This is a genomic window from Hydrogenophaga flava NBRC 102514, from assembly GCF_001571145.1.
In the GTDB taxonomy this organism is placed as follows: Bacteria; Pseudomonadota; Gammaproteobacteria; order Burkholderiales; family Burkholderiaceae_C; genus Hydrogenophaga; species Hydrogenophaga flava.
This window is the reverse complement of sequence record NZ_BCTF01000004.1, coordinates 113,560-128,738: the sequence shown is the minus strand read 5'-3', so window position 1 is coordinate 128,738 and position 15,179 is coordinate 113,560. Positions and strand designations below refer to the sequence as shown.

Below are 15,179 nucleotides of genomic sequence, written 5' to 3'. Positions count from 1 at the left end.
ACACACCATGCCACAGGCATTCATCTGCGACGCCATCCGCACCCCCTTCGGCCGCTACGGCGGCGCCCTGTCCTCCGTGCGCACCGACGACCTCGGTGCCATTCCCCTGAAGGCGCTGATGGCGCGCAATCCTTCGGTGGACTGGGAAGCCGTGACCGACGTGCTCTACGGCTGCGCCAACCAGGCCGGTGAAGACAACCGCAACGTCGCCCACATGAGCAGCCTGCTGGCCGGGCTGCCGCTGGAGGTACCGGGTGCCACCATCAACCGCCTGTGCGGCTCGGGGCTGGACGCTGTGGGCACGGCCGCACGCGCCATCAAGGCCGGAGAAGCGGGCCTGATGATCGCCGGCGGCGTGGAGAGCATGAGCCGCGCGCCCTTCGTCATGCCCAAGGCCGAGAGCGCCTTCAGCCGTGCCAACGTCGTCTACGACACCACCATCGGCTGGCGCTTCGTCAACAAACTGATGAAGGAGAAGTACGGCGTGGACTCCATGCCCGAGACGGCTGAGAACGTGGCGACCGATTTCAAGATCGAGCGCGAAGCCCAGGACCGCATGGCCCTGGCCAGCCAGATGCGCGCGGTGGCGGCGATCAAGGCCGGCCATCTGGCGCGCGAGATCTGTCCGGTGAGCATTCCGCAGAAGAAGGGTGATGCGGTGGTGGTCGACACCGACGAACACCCGCGCGAGACCAGCCTGGAAGCACTGGCCAAACTCAAGGGGGTGGTGCGACCCGACGGTACGGTGACCGCCGGCAACGCCAGCGGCGTCAACGACGGCGCCTGCGCCCTGCTGCTGGCCGACGAGGCCACGGCGGCAAAGAACGGCCTGACGCCCAAGGCCCGCATTGTGGGCATGGCCACGGCCGGTGTGGCGCCGCGCATCATGGGCATCGGCCCGGCACCGGCCACGCAGAAGGTCCTGGCCCAGACCGGGCTGACGCTGGAGCAGCTCGACGTGATCGAACTCAACGAGGCCTTTGCGGCCCAGGGCCTGGCCGTGCTGCGCATGCTGGGCCTCAAGGACGACGACGAGCGCGTGAACGCCTGGGGCGGCGCGATCGCGCTCGGCCACCCGCTGGGCGCCAGCGGCGCGCGGCTGGCCACTACGGCGGTCAACCGCCTGCACGCCACGGGTGGGCGCTATGCGCTGTGCACCATGCGCATCGGCGTGGGCCAGGGCATTGCGTTGATCATCGAGCGCGTGTGAGCGCGCTGCCGCTGATCACCGACCCGTTCTTCTACGCGGTCTCGATCCCCGCGGTGCTGCTGCTGGGCGTGAGCAAGAGCGGCTTCGGTGCGGGCTTCGGTTCGCTGGCTGTGCCCATGATGGCGCTGGCGGTCACAGTGCCGCAGGCGGCGGCGATCCTGATGCCGGTGCTGCTGGTGATGGACCTGCTGGGCATGGCGGCATTCCGCAAGGATGTGGACCGGGCGCTGCTGAAGTTCCTGCTGCCGTTCGGCTTGGCCGGCATCGTCCTGGGCACCGTGTTGTTCCGCGTCCTGGATGCCCGGGTGGTGGCCGGGGTGGTGGGGCTGGTGACGCTGCTGTTCCTGGCGCAGCGCCTGCTGTTTCCGCCCCGCGCCGACAGCCCGCCACCGCCGAAATGGCTGGGCGCGATCCTGACGGCCACGTCCGGCTTCACCAGTTTCATCGCCCACGCGGGCGGGCCGCCAATCAATGCCTATGTGATTCCGCTGAAGCTCAGACCAGTGCTGTTCACCGGCACCATGGCCTTCTTCTTTTTCTTCATCAACCTCTCCAAATGGATTCCGTACGCCTGGCTGGGTCTGCTGGACTGGCGCAACATGGCCACCTCGCTGGCGTTGCTGCCGTTCGCGCCGATCGGGGTGTGGGTGGGCGTGCGCATCGCGCACCGCATCAACCAGGTCCTGTTCTACCGCATGGTCTATACCGGCATGTTCCTGACCGCGGTCAAGCTGCTCTGGGACGCGCGGCCGTTAACATAGCCGGCGTTCCGTGCGCCCGAGGAGGTCCGTATGCCGGTGGTGGTGATCGCAAATCCGAAGGGAGGGGTGGGCAAGTCCACCCTGTCGACCAATGTGGCCGGCTACCTGGCCAGCCGCGGCAACGCCGTGATGCTGGGCGACGCCGACCGCCAGCAGTCGTCCGCGCTCTGGCTGAGCCTGCGCCCTGCGGCCGCCCGCCCGATCCGCTCGTGGGAGGTGTCGGGTGACCATGTGGGCAAGCCACCCAAGGGGACGACCCATGTGGTGCTGGACACGCCCGCCGGCCTGCACGGTGCGCTGTGCAAGGATGCGCTCAAACACGCCGACAAGGTGCTGGTGCCGCTGCAGCCGAGCATCTTCGACATCTACGCCACGCGCGCGTTCCTTGACGAGCTCGCTCAGTCCAAACACGCGGGGCATCTGCAGGTGGGCATCGTCGGCATGCGGGTTGACGCCCGCACGATTGCGGCCGACAAGCTGCACGAATTCGTCGACGGGCTGGGGCTGCCGGTGCTGGGCTACCTGCGCGACACGCAGAACTACATCCACCTTGCTGCGCGCGGACTCACGCTGTTCGACGTGGCGCCCGGCCGTGTGGAAAAGGACCTGGAGCAGTGGCGCGGCATCTGCGACTGGCTGGATCGCTGAACCCGGTCCGGCGCTGTCGCGGTGCCGACAGTGTCTTGCGGGGCCCAGGCCCTAGAGTCGGCCTCCATGAGAAGCTTCGACACCCTCGACGAACTTGCGGCCTGTGTGGGTCAGGAAGTGGCCACCAGCGACTGGGTCACCGTGACCCAGGAACAGGTCAACCGCTTTGCCGACGCGACTGGTGACCACCAGTGGATCCATGTGGATGTGGAGCGCGCGCGTGCAGGCCCCTTCGGCGCACCGATCGCGCACGGCTTCCTCACCCTGTCGCTGCTGCCCGTATTTTTCGACTCGGCGTTCGAAATCCGGCAGGGCGGCATGGGGGTGAACTACGGTCTTAACAAGGTGCGTTTCACCTCACCCGTGCCGGTGGGCAGCCGTTTGCGGGCGCGCATGACGCTCTTGTCGGCCGCGCCAATCGAAGGCAATGGCCTGCAGATGGCCTGGTCGGTGGCTATCGAGCGCGAAGGGGCCGAGAAGCCGGTGTGTGTGGCCGAGGCCCTGGTGCGGCGTTATCCCTGAGCGTCGCTCAGCGGATGCGCCCCAGCTGACGGGCGTCGACCCAGCCTTCAAACACGGCCAGAAGGGCATTGATCCGTTCGGCGGCCACCGTCTGGCTGGTTGCCTGGGAGATGAGCTGGTAGGCGTCGTTGCGCAGCAGCCAGAGGTCCTGCACGGTCTGCGTTTGCTCGATCTTGTGCCGCAAGCGATGCACAGAGATGCCTTCGCAGTCCGCCACGGTCTGCAGCAGGGCGGAGCGGATGGCCTGAAGATCTTTCAGGCTCGGCACAGCCTTCGCACCCTTGCCGGGTGCGGCCTTGCCTTTGAAGAGCCTGGTCAGCGTCGCAATCAAAAAAACCTCCGGGCTGCCCGCAGGGGCAGAGCGTCTATACAAAACAGGACGGGAGTTCGAACCGAATGATGCAGCGGTTGAACCAACCCGCGTATTGTGGGTGACCGCAACTCCCAAATGTGGGGTGCTTCCCTCAGCAAAGAAGTGATATGCGTCACGGTTTTGTCGCTCCGAATCCCTGTTGGCGCCACGCTTCGTAAACAAGTACCGCCACCGCGTTGGAAAGATTCAGGCTGCGTTGGCCTTCCCGCATGGGCAGCCGCAACTGGCGCTCCTCAGCGAAATGCTCGCGCACACTGGTCGGCAGTCCTTCGGTCTCGCAGCCGAAGACCAGCCAGTCGCCGGGCATGAAGCGCTGGGCATAGGCCTGCCCCTGTCCCCGGGTGGTGAGGGCGAACATGCGCTCGCGCACAGGTTGGGCGGTGTCGAGGAACTGGGTCCAGCCAGGATGGCGCTGGACACTGGCGTATTCGTGATAGTCCAGTCCGGCCCGGCGCATCTGCTTGTCGTCCATCGAGAAACCCAGGGGCTCGATCAGGTGCAGATGGCATCCCGTGTTGGCGCACAGGCGGATCACATTGCCCGTGTTGGGCGGGATCTGCGGTGTGACCAGAACAACGTGGAACATGGGGCGAGGCGCTGCCTTCAACGCTGTGGCCGGTGGGCCGGCCTTGTCTTCTACACCCTTGGTGGGCGCGATCATAAGCGCATATGAAGCGGTGTCATCGACCGGTCTCTCCGTCTTGAGCTTCGTGTGGCGTGCGCGCCAAAACCAGTGCCCGGACCTCGGCGGCGCCGGCCTTTCGAAGCGCCAGCCCTGCGTGATGCAAGGTGGCGCCCGTGGTGCGCACGTCGTCAACAAGGACCACCCGCTTTCCTGACAGCCTCGACACCAAGAGAGGATGGGCCACGAATGCTCCCCGCAGATTGACCAGTCGCTGCGCGCGCGTCAGGCGGTGCTGGTCCGGCGTGTCACCCAGGCGCACCAAGGCCTCTGCCATGGTCTGAAGACCGGTCTGCCGACCGATTGCACGGCACAGTTCCCAGGCCTGGTTGTAGCCACGCTCGGCCAGCCGCGCCGGCGTCACGGGCACCGGCACCAGCCACATGTCCGGCTCCAGGAAGTTCTGCCTGGCGGCGGATTGCACCATCAGGTCCCCGAGCGGGCCCGCCCATCCCGGCTCGTTGCGAAACTTGAATCTGCCAATCAACCCGTCCCACGGGAACAGGTAGTCCACAGCAGTCAGGCATCTCTGCACGGGTGATGATCCCGTTGCAGTCAAGCATTCGCCGCACAGCCCAGCATCTTCAGGTTGCGGTCGGGCGCAGCGCTGGCAGCGACCGAGGAGAGGCGCATGGCGCTGGCGACACGCTGGACAGACAGGCGCGGCCGGCCAGCTGCCACAGACCTGGCAGATGGAGGGCAGCCCGGGCATCCGGTGCAGCAAAGCGGTCAAAACTCCCATGCGGCCAATATACTGGCGCGCCTCCGCCAGCCGGCCACCACCCCTGTCAACCCACCTCTGTGACCAACCCGACCGAAGAATCGCCTGTGCCCGGGCTTGATCCTGTCGCAGCGCGGCGCTGGCTGCTCCGCTCGCATGCGGCCAGCCCCTGGCTGCACGAAGAGGTGGCCCGGCGCATGATCGACCGCCTTCAGTGGTTCCGGGAGCAGCCGGCCAGCTGGTTGCACTGGGAGCCAGTGATGGGTGGGCTGGAGGCGCATCGCAGCCTGGCTGCGCGGTTGCCGAACGCCCGTTGCCTGGTGTCCGCAGAGGACCCGCGCGTGACAGAGCGCTTGCAGGGCGGGACAGGGCGGTCGCTTCGGTCGCTCCTGGGCTGGGGCAAATCCAGCGCACCCGCAGTGGCCACCGCAGACACCCGGGTGGCGATGCTGTGGGCCAATATGGTGCTGCACCAGGAGCCCTGCCCCCAGGCCCTGCTGCGTCGCTGGCACGGGCACATCGACGTCGGCGGATTTCTGATGTTCTCCTGCCTGGGGCCCGACAGCCTCAGTGAACTGCAGGGCGTCTACCAGGGCCAGGGCTGGCCCTCACCCGCCCACAGCTTCACCGACATGCACGACTGGGGCGACATGCTGGTGCATGCAGGCTTTGCCGAACCTGTGATGGACATGGAGCGGATCACGCTGACATACAGCAGCGCGACGGCCATGCTGGATGAACTGCGCAGCTTTGGTCGCAACCTGGGCGCGGCCCGGTTTCCCGCACTACGGGGTCGCGGGTGGCGCGCACGCATCGAGTCCGCCATCGAGCAGCACGGGCCGCGCGACGGGCAAGGGCGCCTCACTCTGGGTTTCGAGATCAACTACGGGCATGCGTTCAAGTCGGCGCCTCGACCCAAGGCAGGTGACAGCCAGTCGGTCTCGGTGGACGAGATGCGGACCATGCTGCGAAAACGGCGCAACTGATCTGCTGCGAAGGGGCGTCCCAGAAGCCGTGCAGCGGGCGGCGGGCGGTTTCTGGTCGCTACAATTGACATAAATCAAACTCTGCACGCCGATTCTTCGGCATGCGTGATCCCATGTCGGACGCTCCCGGCGCATCCGGTTGTGTCGGAGACACAACATGTATCGCCTCGCAAGCGTCACCACGGACGGGATTCACTGGGTGCTGAGGCGCAACTGTTCGGTCACGCCAAGGCAATTGGGGGCGATGTACGCGCTGTTGAGCGCGCTGTCCCTGGTGGTGGCTGGGTTCTTCTGGACCCACGGCGCCTGGATGGTGTTGCCGTTCTCCGTGGTGGAACTGGTAGCGGTCGGTGTGGCGTTTCTGGCCTACGCCCGACATGCGACCGATGGTGAGCACATCTGTGTGAGCCGTGGTCGGCTGGTGGTGGAGCAGGAGGACGCCGGCCGGTTGTCGCGCATCGAGTTTGCGGGCCATGCCATTCGCGTGGAAGCCCCAGGCGGTCGCCGTTTGCTGGTGTCGGTGTGGGGTGGAGGGCGTTCGGCGGAAGTCGGACGGTATGTGAGGGCCGATTTACGGCCGGTGCTGGCCCAGGAAATCAGGCGGGCACTGAGGGAGTCATGAAGCTGGTGTGGGTATTCCCTGAGAGGGCGTTCAGGGTGTTTTTGGTCTAATTAGATTGATATAAATCAATACTTATATTTGAGGCGTTCAACGTGAGTACGACAAGACAGATGGGTGATTTCCTGCGCCAGCATTCCGGTGGCCTGCGTGCGACGACTTCTGCCTGGATTCTGGGCTCCTCGGTCTGGCTGGCCGAGGCGGCCCATGCGGTGAACGACCTGCCCGGTGGTCCGGCGGTCAACCAGCTCAACTTTGCTCCGCCCGCCACCAAGATCGCGGAAGAGCAGCACTGGCTGCACTGGTTCATGATGGCCCTCTGCTCGGTCATCTTCGTGGTGGTGTTCGGGGTGATGTTCTATTCCATCCTCAAGCACCGCAAGTCGGTCGGCCACAAGGCGCAGGAACTGCCCGAGCCGATCTGGGTGGAGCTGGGCTGGACCATCGTGCCGTTGCTGATCGTGATCGGCATGGCTTTGCCGGCGACCAAGGTGCTGGTGGCCCAGAAGGACACCACGAACAGTGACCTGACCATCAAGGTCACGGGCATGCAGTGGAAGTGGGGCTACGACTACATCAAGGGTGAAGGCGAGGGCATCGGCTTCCTCTCCACTCTGGACAACAGCCACCGCGAAATGTCCAACAGCGGCAAGCCGCCTGCCACGGACGACTACCTGCTGAAGGTGGACAACCCGCTCGTGGTGCCGGTGGGCAAGAAGGTCCGCATCATCACCACGGCCAACGACGTGATCCACGCCTTCATGGTGCCGGCCTTCGGCATCAAGCAGGATGCCATCCCGGGCTTTGTGCGCGACACCTGGTTCCGCGCCGAAAAGACCGGTGACTTCTATGGCCAGTGCGCTGAGCTGTGCGGCAAGGAGCACGCCTACATGCCGATCCACGTCAAAGTGGTGACCGCCGAGGAGTACACGAAGTGGGTCGAGGGCGAGATGAAGAAGATGGCCGCTGCTGCAGACGATCCTTCCAAGGTCTGGAACCTGGCCGACCTGGTCAAGCGCGGTGAGTCGGTGTACGCGGCCAACTGCGCGGCCTGCCACCAGGCCAACGGCAAGGGTGCTGGCCCCATCAAGCCGCTGGATGCGTCTGCCATCGTGCTGGACGCCGACAAGTCCAAGCAGATTGCCATCCTGCTCAACGGAGCCAACAACGGTGCCATGCCGGCCTGGAAACAGCTGTCCGATACCGAGATCGCTGCCGTGATCACCTACACCAAGAACAGCTGGTCCAACAAGACCGAGCAGATCGTGCAGCCCGCCGACATCGTCGCGGCCCGCAAGTGACGCGGACCCAGAACAGATTGAAATTCTCAAGGACTAGAACATGAGTGCAGTACTGGATCCCCACGACGCTCACGCGCACGACCACGATCACCATGCCCCGACCGGCTGGCGCCGCTGGGTCTATGCGACCAACCACAAGGACATCGGCACGCTGTACCTGCTGTTCGCCTTCACCATGCTGATGGTGGGCGGCGTGCTGGCCCTGCTGATCCGCGCCGAACTGTTCCAGCCCGGCCTGCAGCTGGTGAACCCCGAGCTGTTCAACCAGCTCACCACCATGCACGGCCTGATCATGGTGTTCGGCGCCATCATGCCGGCCTTCGTGGGTTTCGCGAACTGGATGATCCCGCTGCAAATCGGCGCATCCGACATGGCGTTCGCGCGCATGAACAACTTCAGCTTCTGGCTGATGATTCCTGCCGCGATCATGCTGGTGGCGTCGTTCTTCATGCCTGGCGGCGCCCCCGCCGCCGGCTGGACGCTGTACGCGCCGCTGACCCTGCAGATGGGCCCGTCGATGGATGCCGGCATCTTCGCCATGCACATCCTGGGTGCCAGTTCCATCATGGGCTCGATCAACATCATCGTGACCATCCTGAACATGCGCGCTCCCGGCATGACGCTGATGAAGATGCCGATGTTCTGCTGGACCTGGCTGATCACCGCCTACCTGCTGATTGCCGTGATGCCTGTGCTGGCCGGCGCCATCACCATGACGCTGACCGACCGCCACTTCGGCACCAGCTTCTTCAACCCCGCCGGCGGCGGTGACCCGGTGATGTACCAGCACATCTTCTGGTTCTTCGGCCACCCCGAGGTCTACATCATGATCCTGCCGGCCTTCGGCATCGTGAGCCAGGTCGTGCCCGCCTTTGCGCGCAAGAAGCTGTTCGGCTACGCCTCGATGGTGTACGCCACCGGTTCCATTGCCATCCTGTCCTTCGTCGTGTGGGCACACCACATGTTCACCACCGGTATGCCGGTGACGGGCCAGCTGTTCTTCATGTACAGCACTATGCTGATCGCCGTGCCCACGGGCGTGAAGATCTTCAACTGGATCGCGACCATGTGGAAAGGCTCGATGACCTTCGAGACGCCCATGCTGTGGGCCGTCGGCTTCATCTTCGTGTTCACCATCGGTGGCTTCACCGGTCTGATCCTGTCGATGGCGCCGATCGACATTAACTTCCAGGATACCTACTACGTGGTGGCCCATTTCCACTATGTGCTGGTGGCCGGTTCGCTGTTCGCCATGTTCTCCGGCATCTACTACTGGCTGCCCAAGTGGACAGGCGTGATGTACAGCGAAGGCCGCGGCAAGCTGCACTTCTGGTGGTCGATGATCTCCTTCAACATCACCTTTTTCCCGATGCACTTCCTGGGTCTGGCCGGCATGCCACGTCGCTACGCCGACTACCCCATGCAGTTCGCCGACTTCAATGCCATTGCCTCCGTGGGTGCCTTTGCCTTCGGTCTGGCGCAGGTGTACTTCTTCCTGTTTGTGATCATTCCCGCGATGCGCGGCGTTGGCCCCAAGGCGGTTCAGAAGCCCTGGGATGGCGCCGAAGGTTTGGAGTGGGAAGTGCCGTCCCCGGCGCCTTTCCACACCTTTGAAAGCCCGCCGAAGCTGGATGCCACCGCCACCAAGGTGATCGGCTGAGCCTCTCCATGACCTCGAACGAACAGAAAAAACAGAACCAGCGCCTGGGCCTTATCCTGGCCTCGGTGGCGCTGGTGTTCTTCCTGGGCTTCGTCGGCAAGATCGTGCTGCTGGGCGGCTGAGTCGTTCCGGGAGAGCATTCGATGGGTCTGAAACGAGAAAACCTGAAGATGGTGGGCAAGCTCGGCGTGATCACGCTGGGCATGTTCGCCTTCGGGTATGCGCTGGTGCCGTTGTACAAGGCCATCTGTGAAGCCACGGGGATCAACGTCCTTGCGCTGACCGAGCGGACGGTGCCCGGCGCCCAGCCCAAGGTGCTCAACACCCAGGTCGACCGGTCGCGCACCATCACGGTGGAGTTCGATGTCAACGCGCGCGGGCCCTGGCACTTCAAGCCGGCCGTCCGGACCCTTCAGGTGCATCCGGGTGAGCTGACCACCGTGCTCTACGAGTTCCAGAACATCCAGAACCGCACGATGGCGGCGCAGGCGATTCCCAGCTACGCACCGACGCAGGCGGCCTCCCACTTCAACAAGCTCGAGTGTTTCTGCTTCACGCAGTACACCCTCGCGCCCGGTGAAAAGAAAGAGTGGCCGGTGGCGTTCGTGATTGATCCGAAGTTGCCCAAGGACGTCACGACCATCACGCTGTCCTACACGTTCTTCGAGGTGGGCGGCAAGGTTCCCGCCGCGCCGCAAGGCATGGTCGGTCGGGCGCCAGCGCCTGCTGCTGTATCCAGTCAGGGGGCCGTGTGAACACGCCACCTGCCAACCAGCGCAAGGGATCCATCACGGACACCATCAAGGCGGTGCTGTGGGGTTTTCTCGGGGTCCGCCGCCAGGCCGACTACCAGCGCGACATCACCCGCCTCAACCCGATCCACCTGATGGTGGTGGGGGTGGTGATGGCCCTGGCGTTTGTCGGCATCCTGATCCTGATCGTGAACTGGGTGGCTGGTTGAACCAGCCACCCGAATCAAACAGTTTTATTCATTCATACCAGCGAAAGCACTGAGGAGCGAGCATGTCAGCAGCAACCCACGGCACGACGCCTTATTACTTCGTCCCAGGACCCTCCCGTCACCCGGTCATGGCGGCTGTCGGCCTGTTCTTCGTGATCCTTGGTGCAGGTCAGTGGATCAACGGTGCCGCCTGGGGCATGTATTCGCTGGCTTTTGGTCTGGCCTTCTGGCTGGTGGTGCTGTTCCAGTGGTTCCGTGATGCGGTGACCGAGAGCGAGGGTGGTCTGTACGGCCGGAAGATCGACCTCTCCTACCGCTGGAGCATGAGCTGGTTCATCTTCTCGGAAGTGATGTTCTTCGGCGCGTTCTTCACCGCGCTCTGGTGGGCCCGCACCCACTCGGTTCCGGCGCTGGGCAACATCGAGAACGCCCTGCTGTGGCCCGACTTCACATCGGTCTGGCCGAGCCGCCAGGTCGGAGCCACCGCCTCGCCGGCCGGCATCGTCGAGCCGTTCCAGACCATGGGGCCGTTCTGGCTGCCCACGATCAACACCGCGCTGCTGCTGACGTCCGGCGTGACGCTGACCATCGCCCACCACGCCCTGCAGGCCGGCAACCGCGGCAAGACCATCGCCTTCATGTGGATGACGGTGATCCTGGGTCTGGTGTTCCTGTTCGTTCAGGGTTACGAGTACGCCCACGCCTATGGCGACCTGAACCTCAAGCTGTCGTCGGGCATCTTCGGTTCGACCTTCTTCATGCTGACCGGCTTCCACGGCTTCCACGTGTTCGTGGGCATGCTGATGCTGCTGTTCATCACCCTGCGCCTGCAGAAGGGCCATTTCACAGCCCAGAAGCACTTCGGTTTCGAAGGTGCGGCCTGGTATTGGCACTTCGTGGACGTGGTCTGGCTGGGTCTCTACATCCTCGTGTACTGGATGTGATGCGCCGGGCGGTCGTTCCGCCCGTCCCAGGAAGAACGGCGCCGGAAGGCGCCGTTTTTTTGGACCCGGTGTACCGGGCCTTCAGCCCCTAAGCGGCAGGCCGGTGGGCTGAATCCATCCCATCCAGTAGCTGAGCAACACCACGACGAACAGCAGGATGGAAAAGCCGACGCGGAAGGCCAGGGCTTTGGCCATGGGGTTTTTGCGGTGGGTTCCGGCGTCGTCGTCCTGGGCGCCACCGCCGCGCATCATGAACACCAGCGCCGCCGCCAGGCTGCCGAGGATGGCCACAAACGCCACAATCACGAGATAGGTCATGCGGGGATTATCCGCCGCTCCCAGTTTTCATTGCCTTCCATGACACCTCGCACCCGCTTCTGGACCGTGACCATCGCCGCCGCCGGCACGGTCGCGCTCACAGCGTCGCTGGGTGTCTGGCAACTCTCGCGCGCCGCCCAGAAGCAGGCCCTGGAGACGGGCATCGCCGAGCGGGGCGCGATGGCGGCGCTGGACGGCGCCGCGGTGCTCTCAGCCAACGGAGTTGTCGAGCCGCTGTTGCACCGCATGGTCCGGCTCAAGGGGCAGTGGGTGCCGGAGGCCAGCGTGTTTCTGGACAACCGGCCCATGGCCGGGCGCAGTGGCTTCATTCTGGTCACCCCGCTCAGACTCTCTGGCGAAGGCCGCGCGCTGCTGGTGCAGCGCGGCTGGGTGCCCCGCAACTTTCAGGACCGGTCGCAGGTACCCGATGTCCCCACCCCGCCGGACGAAGTGGAGGTCACTGGACGCCTGGCCCCACCGCCCAGCCGGCTGTTCGAGCTGGGCGCAGCGGAGCAGGGGCGCATCCGGCAAAATCTCGACATTGAGGCGCTGGCCAGGGACACCGGGCTGGCGCTGCCGCCGATGTCGGTGTTGCAGACCGGCGCCTCGCCCGAAGGCCTGCTCAGGGAGTGGCCGCGTTTCGAATCCGCTGCTCACAAGCACCACGCCTACGCTGCCCAGTGGTTCGCCATGAGTGCGGTCGCCGCCGGGCTGTACGCCTGGTTCCAACTGATTTCTCCCCGTCGCCGACGCACGCTTCATGGCCAAGACCCCCGATGAACCCCTGACCCTGACGGTGCACAGCCTGCCCAAGGCCGATGCGCCGGACACCAGCGCCGCCACCCGGGCCGGGCGCTGGAAGATGCTGCTGCTTCTGCTGGTGTGCGCCTCGCCGGTGATCGCGTCGTACTTCACCTACTACGTGATCCGACCCGAAGGCCGCCGCAACTATGGCGAACTGATCGACCCGCAGCGCCCGCTGCCCGATCTGGTCGGCACCGACACCAGCGGCCAGCCAGTACCGCTGACCCAGCTGAAGAACCAGTGGCTGCTCATCAGCGTCGCCGACTCCGCCTGCGACGACGCCTGCCAGAAACATCTGTTCCTGCAGCGGCAGCTGCGCGAAACCCTGGGCAAGGACAAGGACCGGCTGGACTGGGTGTGGCTGCGCACCGGCTCGCCTGCACTGTCCGAACCCTTGAAGCAGGCGACGGCGGCGGCGACCGTGCTGCACGTCGACGCGGCCGCGCTGGCGACCTGGCTGCAGCCCGCCGAGGGCCAGCGCCTGGAAGACCACCTGTATGTGGTCGATCCCATCGGCAACTGGATGATGCGCTTCCCGGCGCAGGACGATCCGAAGCAGGTCAAGCGAGATCTCGACCGCCTGCTGCGCGCGTCGGCGTTCTGGGACAAGGCCGGGCGCTGACATGGGCGAGCTGTACGACCTGTCGCCCGCACTGCGGCTGATGCTCCTGGGGGCGGTGATCGCTCTGGGGCCGCTGGCCTGGGTGTGGCTGCGCCATCGCCGCGCAAGCGGCGCGCAGCGGCTGCGCGCGCTGACCCTGCTGACGTTGTTCCTGACCTTTGACCTGGTGCTGTTCGGCGCCTTCACGCGGCTGACCGACTCTGGTCTGGGCTGCCCCGACTGGCCGGGCTGTTACGGCAGCGCCAGTCCGGTGGGGGCGCACGCCTCCATCTCGGCGGCGCAGCAGGCCATGCCCACAGGGCCGGTCACGCACAGCAAGGCCTGGGTGGAGATGATCCACCGCTATCTCGCCACGGCGGTCGGGGTGCTGATCCTGGTGCTTGCGGTGACCAGCTGGGTGGAGCGCCGGCGCCTGAGCATTTCCCCGGCCTGGGCCTGGCTGACCCTGTTCTGGGTCTGTCTGCAAGGCGCATTCGGCGCGCTGACCGTGACCATGAAGCTGTTCCCGGCCATCGTCACCCTGCACCTGCTCGGAGGCATGGTGTTGCTGGCCCTTCTGAGGGCCCAGTCGGTGGCCTACGACCTGGGCGTGCAGGGGCATGCGCCGCTGATGCTGGGCCGACCGGCCCGCCGGGCCCTGCTGCTGGTGTACGCGCTGCTATGGCTGCAGATCGCGCTGGGCGGCTGGGTCAGCACCAACTACGCGGTGCTGGCCTGCGACACCTTCCCCACCTGCCAGGGGGGCTGGTGGCCGCCGATGAACCTGAGCGAAGGATTCACGGTCTGGCGCGAGCTGGGCATGAACGCCGATGGCCAGCCCATCACCTTTGCCGCGCTGACCGGCATCCATTACGTGCACCGCCTGTTTGCCTACCTCGTGCTCGCTGCGCTCTTGGCACTGGCCGGGCACCTGTGGTCCCAGCCGGGCGCGCGCCCATCGGCGCGTTGGCTGCTGGCCCTGGCGGGTCTGCAGCTGGCGACCGGCCTGAGCAATGTGGTGCTGGACTGGCCGCTGCTGTCGGCCGTCGGGCACACGGGGGGCGCGGCCGCGCTGGTGGTCGTGATGACCGGGCTGCTGGCCGGCACCCGCACTGCATCTTCTTCCGTGGGCGTGCCCGCGCTCACCGTTCCACGCACCTCCCCATGAGCACCGCGCCCACTTCCCTGGCTCCGACCATGCCTTCGGTCTGGCGCCAATACCATGCGCTGACCAAGCCGCGCGTGATCCAGCTGATCGTCTTCTGCGCCCTGATCGGCATGGTGCTGGCCGTGCCTGGCCTGCCGAGCTGGCCTCAGGTGCAGACGGCGGCACTCGCCTGCCTGGGCATCTGGCTGGTGGCCGGTGCGGCCGCGGCGTTCAACTGCGTGGTCGAGCAGCAGATCGACGCCAAGATGCGGCGCACCGCCTGGCGGCCCACGGCCAAGGGCGAACTGGGCAATGTGCAGACGCTGACGTTCTCGGCCGTGCTGTGCGCGCTCGGCTCGGCCATCCTGTACCTGTGGGTCAACCCGCTGACCATGTGGCTGACCTTCGCCACCTTCGTGGGCTACGCGGTGATCTACACCGTCATCCTCAAGCCGCTGACGCCGCAGAACATCGTGATCGGCGGGGCGTCCGGCGCCATGCCGCCGGTGCTGGGCTGGGCGGCGATGACCGGCGTGGTCGCGCCCGAGGCGCTGATCCTGTTCCTGATCATCTTTCTCTGGACGCCGCCGCACTTCTGGGCGCTCGCCCTCTACCGCGTCGAGGACTACCGCAAGTCGGGGCTGCCCATGCTGCCGGTGACGCACGGCTCGGAGTTCACGCGGCTGCAGATCCTGCTCTACACCTTCGTGCTGTTCGCCGCCTGCCTGATGCCCTTCATCATGCGCATGAGCGGCTGGGTCTACCTGGTGGCCGCCCTGGCGCTGAGCATCGGGTTCTGCGGCTACGCCTGGGCGCTGTGGCGCAACTACTCGGACGCCCTGGCCCGCAAGACCTTCCGCTTTTCGCTCTGGCACCTGTCGCTGCTGTTTGCCGCGATGCTGATCGACCATTACATCTGAA

At 65.5% G+C, this 15,179-nt stretch carries 20 protein-coding genes; 16 read left to right on the top strand and 4 right to left on the bottom strand.

From position 1 onward, the window contains the following. Positions 1-7: 7 nt before the first annotated feature. From pcaF to HFL01S_RS05515, 4 genes are all read left to right on the top strand, one after another. Positions 8-1,210 (top strand): 3-oxoadipyl-CoA thiolase, encoded by a 1,203-nt coding sequence (gene pcaF, locus HFL01S_RS05530; RefSeq protein WP_066255803.1) that lies wholly within the window; start codon positions 8-10, stop codon positions 1,208-1,210. Next, positions 1,207-1,971 carry a sulfite exporter TauE/SafE family protein gene (locus HFL01S_RS05525; protein WP_066255800.1) on the top strand — a complete coding sequence of 255 codons (765 nt, stop codon included), beginning with the start codon at positions 1,207-1,209 and terminating at the stop codon, positions 1,969-1,971. Before pcaF ends, HFL01S_RS05525 begins: the two co-directional genes overlap by 4 nt. Before the next feature lie 30 nt (positions 1,972-2,001). After that, positions 2,002-2,619, top strand: a complete 618-nt coding sequence (locus tag HFL01S_RS05520; RefSeq protein WP_066255798.1) for an AAA family ATPase — start codon at positions 2,002-2,004, stop codon at positions 2,617-2,619. A gap of 66 nt (positions 2,620-2,685) precedes the next feature. Next, positions 2,686-3,141, top strand: a complete 456-nt coding sequence (locus HFL01S_RS05515; RefSeq protein WP_066255796.1) for a MaoC family dehydratase — start codon at positions 2,686-2,688, stop codon at positions 3,139-3,141. A 7-nt stretch (positions 3,142-3,148) separates the two neighbouring features. Here HFL01S_RS05515 and HFL01S_RS05510 read toward each other — a convergent pair whose 3' ends face one another. The 3 genes from HFL01S_RS05510 to HFL01S_RS05500 all read right to left on the bottom strand — a co-directional run bounded on the left by HFL01S_RS05510 (position 3,149) and on the right by HFL01S_RS05500 (position 4,710). After that, complete coding sequence (locus tag HFL01S_RS05510) at positions 3,149-3,472, bottom strand: hypothetical protein (protein ID WP_066255793.1); 324 nt, start codon at positions 3,470-3,472, stop codon at positions 3,149-3,151. A 154-nt stretch (positions 3,473-3,626) separates the two neighbouring features. Further along, positions 3,627-4,100 carry a tRNA (uridine(34)/cytosine(34)/5-carboxymethylaminomethyluridine(34)-2'-O)-methyltransferase TrmL gene (gene trmL / locus HFL01S_RS05505; RefSeq protein WP_066256029.1) on the bottom strand — a complete coding sequence of 158 codons (474 nt, stop codon included), beginning with the start codon at positions 4,098-4,100 and terminating at the stop codon, positions 3,627-3,629. 94 nt (positions 4,101-4,194) lie between these two features. Next, positions 4,195-4,710, bottom strand: coding sequence for a ComF family protein (locus HFL01S_RS05500; RefSeq protein ID WP_066255791.1), 516 nt, complete (start codon positions 4,708-4,710; stop codon positions 4,195-4,197). Between the two features lie 287 nt (positions 4,711-4,997). Here HFL01S_RS05500 and HFL01S_RS05495 point away from each other — a divergent pair, with 287 nt between their 5' ends. The 8 genes from HFL01S_RS05495 to HFL01S_RS05465 all read left to right on the top strand — a co-directional run bounded on the left by HFL01S_RS05495 (position 4,998) and on the right by HFL01S_RS05465 (position 11,388). Next, on the top strand, positions 4,998-5,903 hold the full coding sequence (locus HFL01S_RS05495) for a biotin synthase (protein ID WP_066255787.1): 906 nt from the start codon (positions 4,998-5,000) through the stop codon (positions 5,901-5,903). A 157-nt stretch (positions 5,904-6,060) separates the two neighbouring features. Beyond that, positions 6,061-6,525, top strand: a complete 465-nt coding sequence (locus HFL01S_RS05490; protein ID WP_066255784.1) for a DUF2244 domain-containing protein — start codon at positions 6,061-6,063, stop codon at positions 6,523-6,525. 110 nt (positions 6,526-6,635) lie between these two features. After that, positions 6,636-7,823: a cytochrome c oxidase subunit II gene (gene coxB, locus HFL01S_RS05485; protein WP_066255781.1), complete on the top strand. Its 1,188-nt coding sequence runs from the start codon at positions 6,636-6,638 to the stop codon at positions 7,821-7,823. A 40-nt stretch (positions 7,824-7,863) separates the two neighbouring features. After that, positions 7,864-9,483, top strand: coding sequence for a cytochrome c oxidase subunit I (ctaD, locus tag HFL01S_RS05480; RefSeq protein ID WP_066255778.1), 1,620 nt, complete (start codon positions 7,864-7,866; stop codon positions 9,481-9,483). Positions 9,484-9,491: 8 nt separating this feature from the next. After that, positions 9,492-9,605 (top strand): cytochrome oxidase small assembly protein, encoded by a 114-nt coding sequence (locus HFL01S_RS25545; protein WP_218008599.1) that lies wholly within the window; start codon positions 9,492-9,494, stop codon positions 9,603-9,605. 21 nt (positions 9,606-9,626) lie between these two features. Next, the gene (locus tag HFL01S_RS05475; RefSeq protein ID WP_066255775.1) at positions 9,627-10,238 is read left to right on the top strand and encodes a cytochrome c oxidase assembly protein; all 612 of its coding nucleotides are present in this window, start codon (positions 9,627-9,629) and stop codon (positions 10,236-10,238) included. Beyond that, on the top strand, positions 10,235-10,444 hold the full coding sequence (locus HFL01S_RS05470; protein ID WP_066255770.1) for a DUF2970 domain-containing protein: 210 nt from the start codon (positions 10,235-10,237) through the stop codon (positions 10,442-10,444). The genes HFL01S_RS05475 and HFL01S_RS05470 overlap by 4 nt, the downstream gene beginning before the upstream one ends. 62 nt (positions 10,445-10,506) lie before the next feature. Then, positions 10,507-11,388 (top strand): cytochrome c oxidase subunit 3, encoded by an 882-nt coding sequence (locus tag HFL01S_RS05465; protein WP_066158614.1) that lies wholly within the window; start codon positions 10,507-10,509, stop codon positions 11,386-11,388. 81 nt (positions 11,389-11,469) lie between these two features. Here HFL01S_RS05465 and HFL01S_RS05460 read toward each other — a convergent pair whose 3' ends face one another. Then, positions 11,470-11,706: a twin transmembrane helix small protein gene (locus HFL01S_RS05460; protein ID WP_066255768.1), complete on the bottom strand. Its 237-nt coding sequence runs from the start codon at positions 11,704-11,706 to the stop codon at positions 11,470-11,472. 39 nt (positions 11,707-11,745) lie between these two features. Between HFL01S_RS05460 and HFL01S_RS05455 the strand changes: the two genes are divergently transcribed. Genes HFL01S_RS05455 through cyoE form a run of 4 tightly spaced genes read left to right on the top strand, consistent with a single transcriptional unit; the run spans position 11,746 to position 15,178 of the window. Next, positions 11,746-12,486, top strand: coding sequence for an SURF1 family protein (locus HFL01S_RS05455; protein WP_066255766.1), 741 nt, complete (start codon positions 11,746-11,748; stop codon positions 12,484-12,486). Further along, a complete protein-coding gene (locus tag HFL01S_RS05450) occupies positions 12,467-13,132 on the top strand; it encodes an SCO family protein (RefSeq protein ID WP_066255763.1) in 666 nt (221 codons plus the stop codon). Before HFL01S_RS05455 ends, HFL01S_RS05450 begins: the two co-directional genes overlap by 20 nt. 1 nt (position 13,133) lies before the next feature. After that, positions 13,134-14,279 (top strand): COX15/CtaA family protein, encoded by a 1,146-nt coding sequence (locus HFL01S_RS05445; protein ID WP_066255761.1) that lies wholly within the window; start codon positions 13,134-13,136, stop codon positions 14,277-14,279. After that, positions 14,276-15,178, top strand: coding sequence for a heme o synthase (gene cyoE / locus HFL01S_RS05440; protein ID WP_066255759.1), 903 nt, complete (start codon positions 14,276-14,278; stop codon positions 15,176-15,178). Before HFL01S_RS05445 ends, cyoE begins: the two co-directional genes overlap by 4 nt. Position 15,179: the final 1 nt, after the last annotated feature.